Consider the following 19655-nt stretch of genomic DNA (forward strand, 5'->3'; position numbering starts at 1 on the left):
GTGTGCCTGAGGGCGCGCCGCGCCCAGGCTCGCCCGCGAGGTGCACCATGAGCTACCAGATCGCACTGAATTTCGAGGACGGGGTCACCCGCTTCATCGAGGCCGCCGGCCACGAGACCGTGGCCGACGCCGCCTACCGCCAGGGCATCAACATCCCGCTGGACTGCCGCGACGGCGCCTGCGGCACCTGCAAGTGCAAGGCCGAGTCCGGGCAATACGACTTGGGCGACAACTTCATCGAGGACGCCCTGAGCCAGGAGGAAATCGCCCAGGGTTACGTGCTGACCTGCCAGATGCGCGCTGCCAGCGATTGCGTGGTGCGCATCCCGGCTTCGTCGCAACTGTGCAAGACCGAGCAGGCCAGCTTTGAAGCGGCCATCAGCGACGTGCGCCAGCTGTCGGCCAGCACCATCGCCCTTTCGATCAAGGGCGAGGCGCTCAGTCGCCTGGCATTCCTGCCGGGGCAGTACGTCAATCTCAAGGTGCCGGGCAGCGAGCAGAGCCGCGCCTATTCGTTCAGTTCGCTGCCCAAGGACGGCGAAGTCAGCTTCCTGATCCGCAATGTGCCGGGCGGGCTGATGAGCAGCTTTCTCACCCAGCTGGCCAAGGCCGGCGACAGCCTCAGCCTGGCCGGGCCGCTGGGCAGCTTCTACCTACGGCCGATCCAGCGCCCCCTGCTGCTGCTGGCCGGCGGCACGGGACTCGCGCCATTCACCGCAATGCTGGAGAAGATCGCCGAGCAGGGTAGTGGGCATCCGCTGCACCTTGTCTACGGGGTGACCAACGACTTCGACCTGGTCGAACTGGATCGCCTGCAAGCCCTGGCCGCGCGCATTCCCAACTTCACCTTCAGCGCCTGTGTGGCCAACCCCGACAGCCAGTATCCGCAAAAGGGCTACGTCACCCAGCACATCGAGCCACGCCACCTCAATGACGGCGATGTCGATGTGTACCTGTGCGGCCCGCCGCCGATGGTCGAGGCGGTCAGCCAGTACATCCGCGAGCAGGGCATCACCCCGGCCAATTTCTACTACGAGAAGTTCGCGGCGGCGGCCTGAAGCTTTTATGGGGCTGCCTGCATCGTGCGGGTGGGGTGGCCTCTTTTTATCCATGAATTTCGAGAGCGCCGGGGCCGCGTTGCGGCCCTTTCGCGGCACAAGGCCGCTCCTACAAGGGATCGCGCTTTTCTGTAGGAGCGGCCTTGTGCCGCGATGGAGGGCGGAGCCCTCCCGGCATTTCCGGATCAAGCAGGAGATCTACATGAACAACCGATTCCAAGGCAAAGTCGCCCTGGTCACCGGCGCCGCCCAGGGCATCGGCCGCGCCGTGTGCTGGCGGCTCAAGGCCGAGGGCGCGCAGGTGGTGGCGGTGGACCGCTCCGAACTGGTCCACGAACTGGCGGGCGAGGGCGTGCTGACCCTCACCGCCGACCTCGAACGGCATGCCGACTGCGCCCAGGTCATGGCCCGCGCCGTCGAGACCTTCGGCCGCCTCGACATCCTGGTCAACAACGTCGGCGGCACCATCTGGGCCAAGCCCTTCGAGCATTACCAGGTCGAGCAGATCGAGGCCGAGGTGCGCCGCTCGCTGTTTCCCACCCTGTGGTGCTGCCACGCCGCGCTGCCGTACATGCTCGAACGCGGCAGCGGCGCCATCGTCAACGTCTCGTCCATCGCCACCCGGGGCGTCAACCGCGTGCCTTACGGCGCGGCCAAGGGCGGCGTCAACGCGCTCACCGCGTGCCTGGCCTTCGAAACCGCCGGGCGCGGCATCCGGGTCAACGCCACCGCTCCCGGCGGCACTGAGGCGCCACCGCGGCGCATTCCGCGCAACGAGGCCGAGCAGAGCGCCCAGGAGCGGGCCTGGTACCAGCAGATCGTCGACCAGACCCTGTCCAGCAGCCTGATGAAACGCTATGGCAGCCTCGACGAGCAGGTCGGCGCGATCCTCTTCCTGGCTTCTGACGAGGCCTCGTACATCACCGGCGTGACCCTGCCGGTGGGCGGTGGCGACCTCGGCTGAAGGCCGCCCCGGCAAGGTTTCTCTGCACACAACAAGAACAACGGAGACAGATGCCATGCGAACACTCGACGTCCACGCGATCATCGACAATGCCCGCTTCACCCCCTTCCACTGGAGGGTCATGGCCTGGTGCGGCCTGCTGCTGATCTTCGACGGCTACGACCTGTTCATCTACGGCGTGGTGCTGCCGGTGATCATGCAGGAGTGGGCGCTGACCCCGCTGCAGGCCGGCGCCCTGGGCAGCTACGCGCTGTTCGGCATGATGTTCGGCGCCCTGGCGTTCGGCAGCCTGGCCGACCGCATCGGGCGCAAGAAGGGCATCGCCCTGTGCTTCGCGCTGTTCTCGGGGGCGACCATCCTCAACGGCTTCGCCAGCAGCCCCAGCGAGTTCGGCCTCTATCGTTTCTTTGCCGGCCTCGGCTGTGGCGGGCTGATGCCCAACGCCGTGGCGCTGATGAACGAGTACGCGCCCAAGCGCCTGCGCAGCACCCTGGTGGCGATCATGTTCAGCGGCTACTCGCTGGGCGGCATGCTCTCGGCGGGCATCGGCATCCTCCTGCTGCCGCGCTTCGGTTGGGAGTCGATGTTCTTCGCTGCCGCCGTACCGCTGCTGTTCCTGCCGGTGATCCTGTTCTACCTGCCGGAGTCCATCGGCTTCCTGGTGCGCCAGGGCCGCGTCGATGAAGCGCGCCAGTTGCTCAAGCGCCTCGACCCCGATTGCGGTGTCACCGAGCACGATGACCTGGTCGTGGGGGCGGGCTTGCCCCGCGATGCCGGTAAAGCCTCATCAGTGCTCGAACTGTTCCGCAACGGCCTGGCGATCCGCACCCTGGCCCTGTGGCTGGCGTTCTTCTGCTGCCTGCTGATGGTCTACGCCCTCAGCTCCTGGCTGCCCAAGCTGATGGCCAGCGCCGGCTACAGCCTCGGCTCGAGCTTGTCGTTCCTGCTGGTGCTGAACTTCGGCGGCATGGCCGGGGCGATTCTCGGCGGCTGGCTGGGCGACCGCTACAACCTGGTCAAGGTCAAGGTGGCGTTCTTCCTCGCCGCCGCGCTGTCGATCAGCCTGCTGGGGGTGAACAGCCCGATGCCGGTGCTGTACCTGCTGATCTTCATCGCCGGCGCCACCACCATCGGCACGCAGATCCTGCTGTATGCCGGTGCCGCCCAGCTGTATGGCCTGGCGGTGCGCTCCACGGGCCTGGGCTGGGCCTCCGGCATCGGCCGCAACGGCGCCATCGTCGGGCCGTTGCTGGGCGGCGCGCTGATGGGCATCAACCTGCCGCTGCAACTGAACTTCATCGCCTTCGCCATCCCCGGCGCCGTCGCCGCGCTGGCCATGGCCGTGCACCTGGCCAGCGGCCGGCGGCACGCCCTGGCCGCGGCGGCCTGAACCCCCACCCTGACTGAACTGGAGCCTGCATGACACGCCCGACCATCGACCGGCTGGAGACGCTCATCGTCGACCTGCCGACTATCCGCCCGCACAAGCTGGCCATGCACACGATGCAGCGCCAGACCCTGGTGATCCTGCGCCTGCGTTGCAGCGACGGCGTCGAGGGCATCGGCGAGGCCACCACCATCGGCGGCCTGGCCTATGGCTACGAAAGCCCCGAGGGCATCAAGGCCAATATCGACGCGCACCTGGCGCCGGCACTGATCGGCCTGCCCGCAGGCAACATCAACGCCGCCATGCTCAGGCTGGACACGCAGGCCAAGGGCAATACCTTCGCCAAGTCGGCGATCGAGACGGCCTTGCTCGACGCCCAGGGCAAGCGCCTGGGGCTGCCGGTCAGCGAGCTGCTCGGCGGGCGGGTACGCGACAGCCTGGAGGTGGCCTGGACCCTGGCCAGCGGTGACACCGCCCGGGATATCGCCGAGGCCGAGCACCTGCTGGAGATCCGCCGTCACCGGCTGTTCAAGCTGAAGATCGGCGCCAACCCGCTGGAGCAGGACCTCAGGCACGTGCTGGCGATCAAGCGCGAACTGGGTGAGCGCGCCAGTGTGCGGGTCGACGTCAACCAGTACTGGGATGAGTCCCAGGCCATCCGCGCCTGCCAGGTGCTGGGCGACAACGGCGTCGACCTGGTCGAGCAGCCGATCTCGCGCATCAACCGTGGCGGCCAGGTCCGCCTCAACCAGCGCAGCCCGGCACCGATCATGGCCGACGAGTCCATCGAAAGCGTGGAGGACGCCTTCAGCCTGGCCGCCGAGGGCGCGGCAAGCGTCTTCGCCCTGAAGATCGCCAAGAACGGCGGCCCCCGCGCCGTGCTGCGCACCGCGCAGATCGCCGAGGCCGCCGGCATCGCGCTGTATGGCGGGACCATGCTCGAAGGGGCGGTGGGCACCCTGGCCTCGGCCCATGCCTTCCTCACCCTGCGCCAGCTGACCTGGGGCACCGAGCTGTTCGGCCCGTTGCTGCTGACCGAGGACGTCGTCTGCGAGGGGCCGGTCTACCGCGATTTCCACCTGCACGTTCCGGCCACCCCCGGCCTGGGCCTGACCCTGGACGAGGCGCGGTTGTCGCGCTTCGCCCGCCGCTGAAGAAACACCCAGTCCTGTAGGAGCGGCTTCAGCCGCGAAGCAGGCGACACGGTGGATGGCACCGGCTGCGCCGGTGTTCGCGGCTGAAGCCGCTCCCACAGGGTCCCTGCCTGAATGATTCCGTCATACGTAAGGAGAGACGCCATGCTGTTCCACGTGAAGATGACCGTGAAACTGCCGGTCGACATGGACCCGGCCAAGGCCGCGCAACTGAAGGCCGATGAAAAGGAACTGGCCCAGCGCCTGCAGCGCGAGGGCACCTGGCGGCACCTGTGGCGCATCGCCGGCCACTACGCCAACTACAGCGTGTTCGACGTGCCCAGCGTCGAGGCGCTGCACGACACCCTGCTGCAACTGCCGCTGTTCCCCTACATGGACATCGAGGTCGCCGGCCTGTGCCGCCACCCCTCGTCGATCCATGCCGACGACCGCTGACCCCACACGACAAGAACAACACGAGGTACCTGATCATGACCGTGAAGATTTCCCATACCCCTGAGGTGCAGCAGTTCTTCGAAGAGGCCGCGGGCCTGCACAACGACAACGGCAGTCCGCGCCTCAAGCGTATCGTCCAGCGGGTGCTGCAGGACGCCGCGCGCCTGATCGAAGACCTGGAGATCAGCGAGGACGAGTTCTGGCACGCCGTCGATTACCTCAACCGCCTCGGCGGACGCGGCGAGGCCGGTTTGCTGGTGGCAGGGTTGGGCCTGGAGCACTTCCTCGACCTGCTGCAGGACGCCAAGGATGCCCAGGCCGGCCTGGGTGGCGGCACCCCACGCACCATCGAAGGCCCGCTGTATGTGGCGGGCGCGCCGATCACCGAGGGCGAGGCGCGCATGGACGATGGCAGCGAGGAGGGCGTGGCCACGGTGATGTTCCTCGAGGGGCAGGTGTTCGGCCCGCAGGGCCAGCCACTGGCCGGCGCCACGGTCGATCTGTGGCACGCCAACACCCGGGGCACCTACTCGTTCTTCGACCAGAGCCAGTCCGCCTACAACCTGCGTCGACGCATCGTTACCGACGCCCAGGGCCGCTACCGCGCCCGTTCGATCGTGCCGTCGGGCTACGGTTGCGACCCGCAGGGGCCGACCCAGGAGTGCCTGGACCTGCTCGGCCGCCACGGCCAGCGCCCGGCGCACATTCACTTCTTCATCTCGGCACCGGGCTACCGCCACCTGACCACCCAGATCAACCTCGCCGGCGACCGCTACCTGTGGGACGACTTCGCCTATGCCACCCGCGATGAGCTGGTGGGCGAGGTGGTGTTGCGCGACGACGGGCAGGGGCGGGTTGCCGAACTGACCTTCGACTTCCAGCTGCAGCAGGCGCAGGACAGCGAGGCCGAGCAACGCAGCGCAAGACCACGGGCCTTGCAGCAGGACTGAGGGCCTCATCGCGGGGCAAGCCCGCTCCCACAGATCAAACCGTGGCCCTTTGGTTTGCCAAGGGCCGCGTGGGAGCGGGCTTGCCCCGCGATCGAAGGCGCAGCCTTCGCCATGCCCAGGAGGAGGGCATACCAGCGTTTCACCCCCGTTCCAGCACTTCATCACATAACAACAAGATCAGAGAGCTTCGGAATGAACCACACCCCTTGCGTCGTCCTGGGCCTGACCCTGCTCAGCCCCACCCTGCTGGCCGCCGAAGGCGGCTTCCTCGAAGACGCCAAAGCCAGCCTCGGCGCGCGCAACTACTATTTCAGCCGCGACTACGGCGACATCGTCGGCGCCAACCGGCAGTCCCGGGCCGAGGAGTGGGCCCAGGGCTTCATCCTCGACTTCAAGTCCGGCTATACCCCCGGCACCGTCGGTTTTGGTGTGGACGCCCTGGGCCTGTTGGGCATCCGCCTGGACAGCAGCCCCGATCGGGTCAACAGCGGGCTGCTGCCGGTGCACGGCGATGGCCGCGCCGCGGCCGAGTACAGCCGCCTGGCGCCGACCTTCAAGGCGCGCTGGTCGAAGAGCGAACTGCGCCTGGGCGAGCTGCAACCCAACCTGCCGGTCCTCACCTTCAGCGATATCCGCCTGCTGCCGCCGACCTACCAGGGCATCAGCCTCAGCTCCGCCGAACTGGAGGGCCTGACCGTGCAGGCCGGTCACCTGGGCAGCACGCACCTGCGCAACGAGGGTGGCGACGACAGGATGAGCGCCATGCTCGGCCATGTGCCCATGCGCCAGGTACAGAGCGACGCCTTCGACTATGCGGGCGGCGACTACGGGTTCAATGCCGGGCAGAGCAGTGTCAGCCTGTGGTATGGGCAACTGCAGGACATCTACCGGCAGGGCTTTGTGGGTCTCAAGCACAGCAAGCCCGTGGGCGACTGGGTGCTCAGCGCCAACCTCGGCTACTTCAGCGCCCGCGAGGCGGGCGACGCGCGGCTGGGGCGGATCGACAACCAGGCGTTCTTCTCGCTGCTGACTGCCCGGCGTGGCGGGCACGGCTTTCATGTCGGCTACCAGGGCATCTACGGCGACAGCCCGTTTCCCCGGGTGTTCGCCAACATATCGCCGCTGGGCAACGAGGTGCCGACCTACGAGTTCGCCTACACCGACGAGCGCTCCTGGCAGCTGCGTTACGACTACAACTTCGCCGCCCTGGGCATCCCCGGGTTGACCGCGACGGTGCGCTACATCACTGGCGACAATGTCGACACCGGGCAGGGCTTCGAAGGCCGGGATCGCGAGCGCGACATCGACCTGGGCTACGCGGTGCAGAGCGGGGTGTTCAAGGGGCTGGGGATCCGGGTGCGCAACGCCATGGCACGTTCGAACTATCGCAGCGACATCGACGAGAACCGCTTGATCCTGGTGTACACCTGGCAGCTGTTCTGACTGCCACGATGGCTATTTGCATATTCACTGGCGAAGCAGGTAGCTTGCGCAGGTCTCGCTCAGGAACCGTTCCCTTTGGACTCACTCACCCAAGCCGTACTCGGCGCCGCCCTGCAGGGCACCGTGCTGGGCCGCCTCCAGGGGCGCCGTGCGCTGCTCTACGGCGCCGCCCTTGGCACCGTGCCCGATCTGGATGTGGTGATCCGCTACGCCGATCCGGTGTCGCAGATGACCTTCCACCGTGGCTTTTCCCATTCGATCTTCGTCCTGACCGGCCTGGCCTTGCTGCTGGCCTGGCTGGTCGCCTGGCGCTGGCCGGACAAGGGCTACACCCGGCCCCGGCTGTTCCTGGCCTTCTGGCTGGCGCTGGTCACCCACCCGATTCTCGACGCGTTCACCGTCTACGGTACCCAGCTGTTCTGGCCCTTGCACCTGACGCCGGAAAGCTGGGCCGCGGTGTTCATCATCGACCCGGTATACACCGTGCCGTTGTTGCTGGCGGTCGGCTATGCGGCGGTCAAGGGCCTGAAGGGCAGGGCGACCGTGTTGCTGTCCCTGGCGCTGGCGTTCAGCACTGCATACCTGGGCTTCGGCCTGGCTGGGCGGATGGCTGCCGAGCAACGTTTCGCCATGGCCCTGCAGGCGCAAGGCGTCAGCAACAGCGAGGTCCGCGCGGTGCCCATCGCCTTCAACAGCCTGATCTGGCGAGTGCTGGCGAAAACCCCGGAGGGCGACTACTACGAGGGCGTGAGCAGCTGGTTTGATCGCGAGCCGCCCGAGATGCTGCGTCAGTCGCGCAACCTGGAGACGGCCGGGATACTGGCGGGAGCCGCGTTACACGAGCGGCTGCGCTGGTTCACCGATGACTGGTTGCGCTACGACATCATCGGCGACTCGCTGGTGGTCACCGACCTGCGCATGGGCATGCCTGGTAGCTACAGTTTCCGCTTCGAGATGGCCCGGCGTGACGCTGCCGGACAATGGGCGGTCTCCCAGCCCCGGGGCTGGATCGGTGGCGGAGCCGCGTCCCTGTTCGATGGCGGCAGGTTGGCCTTGATCTGGCGTCGCATCCTCGAGCAGCAACCGCCGCTGCCTTTGGCGGCATGGGCGACGCCGGGCTCCGGGCACTTGTGAGGCAAAAAAAGCCCGCCATGACGGCGGGCAACAAGAGGCGTAGGGAGCAACGCACAACAAATTCGGGGTCAGGCGGCGAACGTCTCGCCGAGCAGGCGGTCGGCCAGGGTCTCGGCCGAGCGGCGGCTGGTCAATGGGCCGCTGATGGTTTCACCGTTGCGCAACAGGTACCAGCAGGCCAGCAGGCCTTGTTGGCGCAGGCTGCTGGGTACCGCGCTGCCGACAACGGACATGATCTGGATCGGGGCCATGGTGTATCTCCTCTCGAACATGGCCCCACCTTACGCAGATGCCCTCAGGGTTTGAAATCAATGTCCTCGATAGTGGTCATTGCTTTTATCAACTATGCCCCCTTACCAGCGTGGCGGACCGTAGTACACCGGTGGCGGGCCGTAGTAGCGACGGTACACCGGTGGCGGCGGGGCGGGGACATAGCGCTCGACCACGTAGGGCTGGTAGTAGACCGGCGGCGGTGGCGCCTGCACGTAGACCGGTGGCGGCGGGTAGTAGGCCGGCTGGCGCTCGACATAGACGGTACGGTCGTGGCCGCCCGATACCGCCGCCCCGACCACCGCGCCCACTACCGCCGCGCCGATCACAGGCCCCGGGCCATACCAGCCGCCACCATGGGCCGATGCCTGCCCGCTGATGGCCAGCGCACCGACCAGCAGGGCGATTCCGGGGATGAAACGCTTCATGGCGAACACCTCGCAAGACAACCCCACGCACGGGGCCTGATAACTATGACCGCAGCCACGGTAAAGTGCGTGCCGGCAAAGGGTAAAGGTTGTGTAAGGGGCGATCGGCGGCAGGGTCTGGTACGCTGGAAAAATCGATTCAGCCACATGACAGAGGAACCGCGATGAGCCATTCTCCGAGCCGGGACACGGTGCTGTGCATCTCCCTGGCAGGGCGCCCCGGGACGTTCGGCGTGCGCTTTCACAACCACCTCTACCGCCAGCTCGGGCTGGATTACTACTACAAGGCCATGACCACCCATGACCTGCCCGCCGCCGTGGCCGGCATCCGCGCCCTGGGCATCCGTGGCTGCGGCGTGTCGATGCCGTACAAGGAGGCGTGCCTGGCGCTGGTGGACGAGGTCGATCCGTCCGCCGCGGCCATCGCCTCGGTGAACACCCTGGTCAACACCGATGGCCATCTCAAGGCCTACAACACCGACTACCTGGCGGTGCGCCAACTGTTGACCCGGCATGAGGTCGATCCGAGCACCGCGTTCGCCCTGCGCGGCAGCGGCGGCATGGCCAAGGCGGTGGCCAGTGCGCTGCGGGACGCAGGATTCCGTGAGGGCACCATCGTCGCCCGCAACGAGCAAGCCGGGCGGCAGTTGGCGGACACCTGCGGGTACCGCTGGTTGCCGGACCTGGGCGACCGGTGTCCGCCGATGCTGGTCAATGTCACGCCGATCGGCATGGCAGGAGGGCCTGAAGCCGAGCAGTTGGCGTTCAGCGAAACCGCCATCGCGGCGGCGCAGCAGGTATTCGACGTGGTGGCCATGCCCGTGCGCACGCCCTTGATCCGCGCCGCCGAGGCGCTGGGCAAACCGGTGATCACCGGGCTCGATGTCATCGCGTTGCAGGCGCTGGAGCAGTTCGTGCTGTATACCGGGGTGCGGCCGACGGCCGAGCAGGTGGCGGCGGCAGTGGCGCATGCCCGGGAGATCTGACCTGAAACCTTGCCCAGAAACATCAGACTTAATCGCTTTCTTCTGACCCTGGTCGGGGTGGTGGAGAGCGACCCACGCATGGTCTGGGCCGCTCACTATCTCAGTGCCCTGGCCAAGGCGTTGATGGACGATGCCGAACTGGGCCCGGCTTGTAATCGCCGGGGCTGCCTTGCAGCCCTTTCGCGGCACAAGGCCGCTCCTACAGGGGCGCGCGATCCTCTGTAGGAGCGGCCTTGTGCCGCGAAAGGGTCGCAAAGCGACCCCGGCAATCTTGAAAACCGCAAAAGCCTTGAAAAGCGGCGCAAAGCGCCCCCGTCTTTGGGGCAGCCTCCCCAGTATTCTCCACTTGTTTCTCCAACACACTGATTCAAAACACTTTTATTGATGGCATAACGCTTGCTTCCACCCTCCACAGAACCCTTGAGCCCCGTGGAGGTGCAGCATGGTCATCCCGCTCGAAGGCGCTGCCCCGTGCGCGCCCACCCGTGCCAGCGGAGCGCGGGCATGAACCGCAAGCTGCGCCCAGCCTACCTGGGCCTGCTGCTGGGCACGGCGCTGATCGGCCTTGGCGTCGCCTACGAAAAGCTCTGGTGCGACCCCCGCGAGCTGCTGCAGGAAGCCGCCGACCCCCAAGCCCTGCATACCCTCAACCGCGATGGCGTGACCGTGGAGTTCGAGGCCCGCCCCCTGAGCGGGGGGGAGCTGCGCGAGGGGGATTTTGCCAACATCCGCTTCAAGGTCAGCGACCAGACCAGCGGCCAGCCCTTGTCGGGCATGGCCCCCGGTGCCTGGCTCGACCCCGCGCAGTCGGCGCCGGTCGGCGACCGCGACAGCAGCTGCAAGGCGCGAGTGGCGTTGTTCCTCAAGAGCAGCATCGGCGCTCGCCCTTTGCTCGACCTGAACAGCTACTTCCTGCTGGTGCTGAACAAGGACGCGAGCCTGACCGTGATCGACCCGACCGTGTCGGTGGGCGGGGTCACCAGCACCCTGGCGCGCATCGACCTGCCGGGGCGGCCCATGGACTGGGTGGCCACCGGCGATGACAAGCAGGTGTTCGTGTCCATGCCCGAACGCAACCAGGTGGCGCTGATCGACACCGAGACCTTCACCCGCGTGGCCACCCTGGAGGCCGGCGAGCAGCCGCTGCGGGTGGCGCTGCAACCCGACCAGCGCCTGCTGTGGGTGGGCAACAACAGCCAGGACCCGGCCAAGGGCGGGGTAACGGTGATCGACGTGCCCAGCCGCACCAAGCTCAAGTCGTTCGTCACCGGCTCCGGCCACCACGAGATCGCCTTCAGCGCCGATTCGCGTTTCGCCTTCGTCAGCAACCGCGACGGCGGCACCCTGAGCGTCATCGACACCGCCCAGATGCGTCTGGTGAAGACCCTCGAAGTCGGCCCGCATCCGCTGTCGGTGGCGTACTCGCCCTTGTCGCAGGCGGTGTATGTGGTCGATGGCCAGGAGGGCTCGGTGCGGGTGATCGATGCGCGCAGCCATAGCCTGCGCCATACGGTCAAGGCCGAGCAGGGCCTGGGGCCGATGCGCTTCAGCCACGATGGCCGCTACGGCGTGGTGCTCAATACCCTGGAGAACCAGGCGCTGGTGATAGATGCCAGTACCGACCAGCTGATCCACCGCATCCCGGTGGCCGCCGAGCCTTACCAGCTGACCTTTACCAAGGCCTACGCCTACGTGCGCGGCCTGGCCTCACCGAAGGTGAGCATGATCAACCTGGCAAGCCTCGGGCAGGGGCGCACGCCGATCGTCCAGGGCTTCGAGGCCGGCTCGGCGGCGCCGCGCCAGGCCGGCGACCTGCCGCTGGCCCAGGGGGTGAGCATCTCCCGCGACGACAACTCGGTGTTCGTGGTCAACCCGGTGGACAACACCACCTACTTCTACGCCGAGGGCATGAACGCACCGATGTCGGGCTACAACAACCGCGGCCACCAGGCCCGCGCCGCGCTGGTCGTCGATCGCAGCCTGCGCGAGGTGGCGCCGGGGGTGTATGGCTCGACGGTCAAGCTGCCGGCGGCCGGCACCTTCGACGTGGCGTTCCTGCTCAACCAGCCGCAGATCATCCACTGCTTCAGCACCGAGGTCGCGGCGCTGCCGCAGTCGAGCCTGCGCAAGCGGGCCCATGCCGAGTTCATCGGCACCGCGCGGCCATTGCTGCAGCACGCGCCCTACATGGCCCAGGTACGCATCCTCGGCGAGGACGGCAAGCCGCGCCAGGGGCTCGATGACCTGAGCCTGCGCTACTTCCTGGCGCCTTCGTCGCTGCCGCGTGACGTGGCGCTGGTCGAGGTGGGCGACGGGCTCTACCAGGCACCGCTGGAGCTGGCCGAGGCCGGCGCCTGGTACCTGCACGTGCAGTCGCCCAGCCTCGGGCGCGCCTTCACCGAAGACAACTACACCAGCCTGCGCGTCCTGCCGGCCGCAGCAAAGCCCAGTACTTCCCAAGGGGAAGCCAGGAGTGTGCGATGACGCGTCTGCATGGCGGAAAACTGCTGGGCCTGAGCCTGCTGCTGGCCAGCAACCTGGCCCTGGCCCACGCCGGCCACGATCACGGCGGCCAGCCCGAGCAACCCCCGGCCGCACGCCAGGAGAAAGCCAGCGTGCGCTTCGCCGACGTGGCGCTGCTGGACCAGGACGGCATGCCAGTGCGTCTGGAGCAAGACCTGGTGGGCGATCACCTGGTGGTCATGGGCTTCATCTACACCAGCTGTACCACGGTGTGCCCGGTGGTCTCGTCGATCATGAGCAAGGTCCAGCAGCAGTTGGGCGGGCGGGTGGGCGAGGAGATCCGCCTGGTATCGATCAGCGTCGACCCGCAGCGCGACGATTCGAAACGCCTGGCCGGCTATGCCCGGGCGTTCCAGCACGGGCCGGGGTGGAGCTGGCTGACCGGTTCGCCCTATGCCATCAGCGAGACGCTCAAGGGGCTGGGCAGCTTCAGCGCCAACCTCAGCGAGCACCCGCCGCTGATCCTGGTCGGGGACGGTCGCAGCGGGCACTGGACGCGCTACTACGGCTTCACCGACCCCAACGTGTTGATCGGCGAGATCAACCGCCTGAGCGCGCGCCGGGTGCACGCCAAGAGCACGGCCATCGCCGGCCAGGAGGTGCGGCCATGAGCGCGCAGACCTCCCGCCATGCCGGCATGCGCAGCCTCGACTGGCTGGTGCTCGGCGGCTGCCTGTGGATCCTCGCTTCGGTCGCGTTCGCCCACGAGGGCCACGCGCCGGCACCGCAACCCGCGCCGCAGCCCATGGTTAGCGGCGGCGGTACCCGCGATGCGCAGACCTGGTTCACCGACACCGTGCTCAAGGACCAGGACGGCCGCGAACTGCGCTTCTACAGCGATGTGCTCAAGGACAAGGTGGTGATGCTCAACGTGATCTTCACCCACTGCAACGATGCCTGCCCGCTGATCACCCGCAAGTTGCGCGAGGTGCGCGAAGCCATGGGCGCCGAGCTTGCGGCGCAGGTGACCTTCGTCTCGGTGAGCAGCGATCCGCTGAACGACACGCCCGAGGTGCTCAAGGCGTTTGCCCGCAAGCAAGGGGTGGACGGGCCGAACTGGCTGTTCCTCACCGGCGACAAGGCCAGCGTCGACCTGGTGCTCGGGCGCCTGGGGCAGTTCCTGCCCAGCCCCGAGCAGCATTCGACGCAGTTGATCGCCGGTGATGTGGCAGGCAAGCGCTGGAGCAAGATCCGCCCGGACGCGCCACCGGCGGCAATCGCCCAGCGCATGCAGCTGCTGGCGCAACCGCTGGCGGGGCGGTGACTACCATGTACTTACCGACCCCTGTAGGAGCGGCCTTGTGCCGCGATCGGGCGCGAAGCGGCCGTAAATCAGGCGACGCCGATATGCCTGATATACCCCATCGCCTGTCATGGCGGCCGCTGCGCGCCCGATCGCGGCACAAGGCCGCTCCTACAGGGGCACTGTGGCTGGTGCTGCTATGCACCCCAGCCCTGGCCCTGGACCTCACCGACCACGAACAAGCGGGCAAACGCCTCTACCGCGAAGGCCTCTCCAGCAGCGACGCCCAGTTGCTGGCCCGGGTCGGCCCCGCTGACATGAGCGTGCCGGCCAGCGTGCTGCCCTGCGCCAGTTGCCACGGCAACGACGGGCGCGGCCGCAGTGAGGGCGGGGTGCGACCGCCGAGCCTGGACTGGCAGCGCCTGGCCCTCGGCCCAGGCGATCGCGAGGTCAACAACCGACGCTACCCGGCCTATACCGAAGCCAGCCTGGCGCGGGTTGTGCGCAGCGGCGTCGATCCCGCCGGCAACCACCTGGACCCGGCCATGCCACGCTTCGAGCTGAGCCTGGCCGACCAGCGCAACCTGGCGGCCTACCTCAAGCGCCTGGGCGAAGACCGCGACCCGGGCGTGGAGGAGGGCACCCTGCGCCTCGGTACCTTGCTGCCCGAACAGGGCCCGCTGGCCGAGGCCGGGCGAACGGTGCGGGCGGTGCTGGAGGATGGTGTCGCTCAGCTGAACCAGGCGGGGGGCATCCATGGCCGTCGACTGCAGCTGATCGCGCTGGACCCAGGGCCGGATCCAGCCAGTACCGCACAGGCGCTGGACCAGCTGATCCAGCGCGAGCGGGTTTTCGCCCTGATCGCGCCCGTGGCACCGCTGCTCGACAGTCGTCAGTTGGCACAAGCGGGCCTGCCGCTGATCGGCGCCACGCCGCGCAGTGGCGGCAGCGCGCAGGTGTTCGACCCTTTGCCGGGCGTGCCCGAGCAATTGCTCAGCGTGGCCTTGCATGCCCGCGACAGCCTTGGCCTGGCAGCCGATGCCGTGCAGGTGATCTACGCCGGTGACGATCAGGCCGAGGCGGCGCAGGTTGTACAGCAGCGCTTGCGCCAGTTGGGCTTTCCTGGCGTATCCGCGCAAGCGTTCACCGGCCAGGCGCTGGCGGGCGAGGGCATCGTCTTCCTGGGGCGCGCCCAGGCGTTTGCCGAGCTGGCCGCCAGCCTGCAGGCCGGCGGACGCAACCCATACCTGATGGCCGCGTCGAGCCAGGTGGCCGGTGCCGTGCCGGGGCTGGCACCGGCCTGGTCGCGACGCGTGCTGCTGGCCTATCCGTTCGTGCCTGGCGACTGGACCGCGAGGGGCCGGGCTACCCTGGCCGGCGTGCAGCAGCGCCAGGGGCTGGAACCGCGCCAGGCGTCGCTGCAGGTGAGCACGCTGTGCGCCTGGCAGTTGCTGGTCGAAGCCCTGAAACAGGTGGGGCGCGACGCCAGCCGTGAACAACTGCTCGGCGCCCTGGAACAGTTGCATGACGTCGAGACCGGGCTGACGCCGTTGCTGGGCTTCGGCCCTGGGCGCCGCCAGGGCATGGCCGGCGCCCACGTGGTGGTGGTGAGCCTGCCGGGGCCGGGCTATGTCGAGGTGGCGCCGTATCGTCCGGTACCGGACTCACCATGACCCTTTCAGGAGTGGATGACCATGCGTGTACTGATTGCCTGCCTGCTGTCACTGCTTGCCCTGGCAAGCCACGCCGACACGCCGGCGGCGCGGGTCAATGGCGTGGACATCGGCGTGCTGCGGCTGGAGCGCTATTTCAGCGAATACCTGCAGGCCCAGGGGCGGGCGGTGGCGAGCATCCGCAACCCCAACCTTTACCAGCGCCTGCGCGAGCAGGCCCTGGATGAACTGATCGACAAGGAGCTGCTATGGCAGGAGGCCAAGCGCCAGGGCGTCGAGATCAGTGATGCGCAGCTGACGGCCCGAATCGACGAGGTGGAGGCGGCCTTCGGCAGTCCCGCGGTGTTCGAGCGCCGCCTGGAGGAGGCGGGCTTCGATCGGCGCAGCTTCGCTGACTACACTCGTCAGGAGATGGCCGCCCAGCAGGTCTACGCCCGGCTGACGGCGGTGGTCGAGCCCAGCGAAGCCGAGGTCGCGGCCTTCCATCAGGCCAATCGGCAAAGACTGCAAGGGATGCAGAACCAAAGTGATAATACTTCTGTCTTACCTGAACACGGCCTGCGCCTGGCCAGGGCAGCGCTCGTCGCGCAATTGCAGGCCCAGGCGCGTCAAGCGGTGCGCCAACGTTTGCGTGATTCCGCTACAGTGGAGCGCGCCGATTGAAGCCGCGCCAGGGCGTTCCCCCACTGTTGGGGAATGCCCCAAAGGCAAAGTGCCATCAGCTTCCCCGGTTGTGGGGGGACGGCCTGCCGGCACGGCTTGAAGTGGATTGAAAGCAACAACGATATCAATGACTTGAAAGCGGTGCGCAATGACTTTTCATGCCTGGCACGAAGCCTGCTCAAGCCTCTACAAGGCCGCACTTCGCAGACCGGGAAACCGGGCAGTTCATGGGAGTGGACCTTGGTGAACAGAGTATTGGTAGTCGATGACGAACAGACCCTTGCGCAGAACCTGCAAGCGTATCTGCAGGCGCAAGGCCTGGAGGTCCATCTCGCCCATGACGGTGCCAGCGGCATCGATCAGGCCGAGAACCTGGCACCGGACGTGATCGTGCTGGATTACCGCTTGCCCGACATGGAGGGGTTTCAGGTCCTGGAGACCGTGCGCAGGAACAGGTCGTGTCATTTCGTGCTGATCACCGCCCACCCGACCGCCGAGGTCCGTGAGCGCGCCGCCGAGCTGGGTGTGACCCATGTCCTGTTCAAGCCGTTCCCGCTGATGGAACTGGCCCGCGCCGTCTTCGACCTGATGGGCATCGAGCGCCAGCGCAGGAGCACCGACCAGCCGGCCACGGGGTTCGTCGAACGACGCCAGAACAGGAACGAGTCGTTCCCCTTGCAGTTGTACGATGGCAGCTGGGTCCTGGCCGACCGCCGACGCAACGGCGCCAAGCCTCCCGAACCTGACGACGATCAACTGCTCACCGGGGAATAGCGGCGCCCAAGGTCCCCCAGCCTGCAGCGCCGCCCCTGAGCGGAGTCGCAGGCCATGTCCCAGGCATTCGATACAGATCCACTGGCCCCATCGCGGGGCAAGCCCGCTCCCACGCAACTGGCTACGGACTCGTGGGAGCGGGCTTGCCCCGCGATTGCTGGCTACCCCCGCGATCTCCTGACCCAGGCCCGCCAGCAAGCCGGCGAAGAGCGCCTGCTGGCCTGTCTGGAACGCCTCGCCGGTGACACGCCCGCCACCTTCACCCAGCGCCTGGCCGCCACCCTGCATTACCCGGCACTCGCCACCCAGACCCTGTTCGCCTGCGCCCCGGCCTTCGACCAGGTCAGCCTGGCGCAATGCCTGAAGCGCGAATTCGCCCTGGTCGAGCACAACGGCGAGCGGGTCGGCGTGTTCGCCGACCCCTTCGACAGTGCCCGCCTGGCCTGGATCGACGACTGCCTGCAGGGCGCGCCGCTGTACCTGGTCCACGCCGCCGACCTGGCCGCGTTCCTGGCCCGCCACGAAGAGAGCTTCCACGCCGTCGACGCCCTCGGCCACGACGCCGAGGCCGGTGGCGAGGCCGACCCGCTGCAGCGCCTGTCGCTGACCAGCATCAGCGAAGACCAGAGCCGGGTGGTCAAGCTGGTCAACTCGACCCTGTACGACGCCCTCAAGCTGCACGCCAGCGACATCCACTTGGGCATGACCGGCCAGGGCCTGACCATCAAGTACCGCATCGACGGCGTGCTCAACGGTGCCGGCAAGGCCAGCGGCAGCGCCTTCGCCGAGCAGGTGATCTCGCGCATCAAGGTCATGGCCGAGCTGGACATCGGCGAGAAGCGCGTGCCCCAGGACGGGCGCTTCAAGGTGGCCATCGGCGAGCGGCAGATCGACTTTCGCGTCTCGATCATGCCGAGCATCTTCGGCGAGGACGCGGTGCTGCGGGTGCTGGACAAGCAGGACCTGTCCGACCAGGTCAGCGGCGTACAGCTGCAGGCGCTGGGTTTCGAGGAGCACACCCTGCGCGCCCTGCGCCGCCTGGCCAGCGAACCCTACGGCATGATCCTGGTCACCGGGCCCACCGGCAGCGGCAAGACCACCACGCTGTACGCCATGCTCAGCGAGATCAACCACGGCGTCGACAAGATCATCACCATCGAAGACCCGGTCGAGTACCAGCTGCCCGGCGTGCTGCAGATCCCGGTCAACGAGAAGAAGGGCCTGACCTTCGCCCGCGGCCTGCGTTCGATCCTGCGCCACGACCCGGACAAGATCCTGGTCGGCGAGATCCGCGACCCGGACACCGCGCAGATCGCCGTGCAGTCGGCGCTCACCGGGCACCTGGTGTTCACCACCATCCACGCCAACAACGTGTTCGACGTGATCGGCCGCTTCAGCCAGATGCAGGTCGACCCCTACAGCTTCGTCTCGGCGCTCAACGCCGTGCTGGCCCAGCGCCTGGTACGCCTGGCCTGCCCGCATTGCGCGGTGCCCTGCGAGCCCGACGACGAACTGCTGGCCGCCTCGGGCCTGGCCCGTGACGCGGTGGCCGGCTGGCGCTTCGTGCGCGCCCAGGGTTGCGGCCAGTGCCGTGGCAGTGGCTACCGCGGGCGCAACGCCATTGCCGAGCTGCTGCACCTGGACGACGACCTGCGGCAGATGATCGTCGAACGCCGCCCGCTCGCACAGATCAAGCAGCTGGCCTGCCAACGCGGTCTGCGCCTGCTGCGTGCCTCGGCCCTGGACCTGGTCCGCAACGGCCGCACCACACTCGAGGAGATCAACCGTGTCACATTTATCGCCTGATCGGTATTGCGCCGTACTCGGCGCCGAGGGTGTCGGCCTGGGCCGCTGGCACGGTCATCAACACCAGTGGCTGGGCAGTCGCGCCTTCAACTGCGACGCCGCCCAGCCGGCCTGGGCCGCGGCCCTGGAGGCCCTGGCCGGCCTGCTCGACGAGCACCCGGCACGCGGCGCGCAACTGCGGGTGCTGCTCTCGGCCCGCTACAGCCGCTTCTGCCTGGTGCCCTGGAGCGACGCCATAGGCAACCCGGGCGAGCTGGACAGCTACGCCCGGGCCTGCTTCGAACATCTCTACGGCCAGGCCCTGGACGATTGGCGCATCGTCCTGTCGCCGGAGCCGGCAGGCGCCGCGCGCATCGCCACCGCGCTGCCCGAGGCGCTGCTCCAGGGCCTGCAGGCCCTGGGCCGGGAAAGCCGGCTGAGCCTGCGCTCGGTGCAGCCGTACCTGATGGCCGCCTACAACCGCTGCTCGGCACAGCTGGCCCAGGGCGACTTCCTGTTCGTGCTCGCCGAGCCGCGCCGCAGCGTGCTGCTGCTGGCCGCCGGCGGCGCCTGGCAACAGGTGCTGGCCCAGGGCTGCGCCGACAGCGACCAGGCCCTGCAGGCGCTGATCGAGCGCACCTGCGAGCTGTACGGCGAGCAGCTGCCGCGGGTGTACCTGCACGCGCCGGGACGCACGGCGGCCTCGCAGCTGGCGGCGGTGCAGCTGTGCGCGCCTTGCGCCGAGGCCGACCCGCTGTGCGCCATGTGGCGGGCGGTGGCCTGAC

Annotated in this window: 20 protein-coding genes; 18 read left to right on the forward strand and 2 right to left on the reverse strand. The window is 67.9% G+C overall.

The annotated features are described in order from the left end of the window. Positions 1-47 precede the first annotated feature (47 nt). The 8 genes from benC to POF53_RS12935 all read left to right on the forward strand — a co-directional run bounded on the left by benC (position 48) and on the right by POF53_RS12935 (position 8525). Positions 48-1058: a benzoate 1,2-dioxygenase electron transfer component BenC gene (benC, locus tag POF53_RS12900; RefSeq protein WP_498967989.1), complete on the forward strand. Its 1011-nt coding sequence runs from the start codon at positions 48-50 to the stop codon at positions 1056-1058. A gap of 202 nt (positions 1059-1260) precedes the next feature. Next, on the forward strand, positions 1261-2022 hold the full coding sequence (locus tag POF53_RS12905; RefSeq protein ID WP_050705109.1) for a 1,6-dihydroxycyclohexa-2,4-diene-1-carboxylate dehydrogenase: 762 nt from the start codon (positions 1261-1263) through the stop codon (positions 2020-2022). A 55-nt stretch (positions 2023-2077) separates the two neighbouring features. Then, positions 2078-3412: an MFS transporter gene (locus tag POF53_RS12910; RefSeq protein ID WP_232855140.1), complete on the forward strand. Its 1335-nt coding sequence runs from the start codon at positions 2078-2080 to the stop codon at positions 3410-3412. Between the two features lie 29 nt (positions 3413-3441). Next, positions 3442-4563, forward strand: coding sequence for a muconate cycloisomerase family protein (locus POF53_RS12915; protein WP_232855139.1), 1122 nt, complete (start codon positions 3442-3444; stop codon positions 4561-4563). A gap of 144 nt (positions 4564-4707) precedes the next feature. Further along, positions 4708-4998: a muconolactone Delta-isomerase gene (gene catC / locus POF53_RS12920; RefSeq protein WP_203646744.1), complete on the forward strand. Its 291-nt coding sequence runs from the start codon at positions 4708-4710 to the stop codon at positions 4996-4998. Positions 4999-5033: 35 nt separating this feature from the next. Continuing rightward, positions 5034-5948 carry a catechol 1,2-dioxygenase gene (gene catA, locus POF53_RS12925; RefSeq protein WP_232855133.1) on the forward strand — a complete coding sequence of 305 codons (915 nt, stop codon included), beginning with the start codon at positions 5034-5036 and terminating at the stop codon, positions 5946-5948. Positions 5949-6140: 192 nt separating this feature from the next. Beyond that, positions 6141-7391, forward strand: coding sequence for an OprD family porin (locus POF53_RS12930; protein WP_254464005.1), 1251 nt, complete (start codon positions 6141-6143; stop codon positions 7389-7391). 75 nt (positions 7392-7466) lie between these two features. Continuing rightward, positions 7467-8525 (forward strand): metal-dependent hydrolase, encoded by a 1059-nt coding sequence (locus tag POF53_RS12935; RefSeq protein ID WP_232855131.1) that lies wholly within the window; start codon positions 7467-7469, stop codon positions 8523-8525. Between the two features lie 68 nt (positions 8526-8593). On the opposite strand, the gene POF53_RS12940 is transcribed toward POF53_RS12935, so the two are convergent. Together POF53_RS12940 and POF53_RS12945 are read right to left on the reverse strand one after the other, a co-directional pair. Then, a complete protein-coding gene (locus tag POF53_RS12940) occupies positions 8594-8797 on the reverse strand; it encodes a hypothetical protein (RefSeq protein ID WP_498967993.1) in 204 nt (67 codons plus the stop codon). An 81-nt stretch (positions 8798-8878) separates the two neighbouring features. After that, complete coding sequence (locus tag POF53_RS12945) at positions 8879-9223, reverse strand: hypothetical protein (protein WP_186735574.1); 345 nt, start codon at positions 9221-9223, stop codon at positions 8879-8881. Between the two features lie 164 nt (positions 9224-9387). On the opposite strand from POF53_RS12945, the gene POF53_RS12950 reads away from it, so the two are divergent. From POF53_RS12950 to POF53_RS12995, 10 genes are all read left to right on the forward strand, one after another. Continuing rightward, the gene (locus POF53_RS12950) at positions 9388-10209 is read left to right on the forward strand and encodes a shikimate 5-dehydrogenase (RefSeq protein ID WP_498967996.1); all 822 of its coding nucleotides are present in this window, start codon (positions 9388-9390) and stop codon (positions 10207-10209) included. A 60-nt stretch (positions 10210-10269) separates the two neighbouring features. Continuing rightward, positions 10270-10434, forward strand: coding sequence for a DUF3077 domain-containing protein (locus POF53_RS12955; RefSeq protein WP_498968015.1), 165 nt, complete (start codon positions 10270-10272; stop codon positions 10432-10434). 279 nt (positions 10435-10713) lie between these two features. Beyond that, positions 10714-12693, forward strand: a complete 1980-nt coding sequence (locus POF53_RS12960; protein ID WP_498967997.1) for a cytochrome D1 domain-containing protein — start codon at positions 10714-10716, stop codon at positions 12691-12693. Then, positions 12690-13343 (forward strand): SCO family protein, encoded by a 654-nt coding sequence (locus tag POF53_RS12965; protein ID WP_203646734.1) that lies wholly within the window; start codon positions 12690-12692, stop codon positions 13341-13343. Before POF53_RS12960 ends, POF53_RS12965 begins: the two co-directional genes overlap by 4 nt. Continuing rightward, entirely contained in the window at positions 13340-13996 is a 657-nt protein-coding gene (locus tag POF53_RS12970) for an SCO family protein (protein ID WP_203646732.1), read from the forward strand. The genes POF53_RS12965 and POF53_RS12970 overlap by 4 nt, the downstream gene beginning before the upstream one ends. Positions 13997-14079: 83 nt before the next feature. Next, complete coding sequence (locus tag POF53_RS12975) at positions 14080-15648, forward strand: cytochrome c/ABC transporter substrate-binding protein (RefSeq protein ID WP_498968000.1); 1569 nt, start codon at positions 14080-14082, stop codon at positions 15646-15648. Positions 15649-15669: 21 nt separating this feature from the next. Further along, a complete protein-coding gene (locus tag POF53_RS12980) occupies positions 15670-16311 on the forward strand; it encodes a SurA N-terminal domain-containing protein (RefSeq protein WP_254463547.1) in 642 nt (213 codons plus the stop codon). A gap of 243 nt (positions 16312-16554) precedes the next feature. After that, positions 16555-17085, forward strand: a complete 531-nt coding sequence (locus tag POF53_RS12985) for a response regulator (RefSeq protein ID WP_498968003.1) — start codon at positions 16555-16557, stop codon at positions 17083-17085. Between the two features lie 54 nt (positions 17086-17139). Beyond that, on the forward strand, positions 17140-18891 hold the full coding sequence (locus tag POF53_RS12990) for a GspE/PulE family protein (RefSeq protein WP_498968005.1): 1752 nt from the start codon (positions 17140-17142) through the stop codon (positions 18889-18891). Then, positions 18872-19654 (forward strand): hypothetical protein, encoded by a 783-nt coding sequence (locus POF53_RS12995; RefSeq protein ID WP_498968007.1) that lies wholly within the window; start codon positions 18872-18874, stop codon positions 19652-19654. Before POF53_RS12990 ends, POF53_RS12995 begins: the two co-directional genes overlap by 20 nt. The last annotated feature ends 1 nt before the right edge of the window (position 19655 follow it).

It is taken from the genome of Mitsuaria sp. RG, assembly GCF_028369275.1.
GTDB lineage: Bacteria > Pseudomonadota > Gammaproteobacteria > Pseudomonadales > Pseudomonadaceae > Aquipseudomonas > Aquipseudomonas peradeniyensis.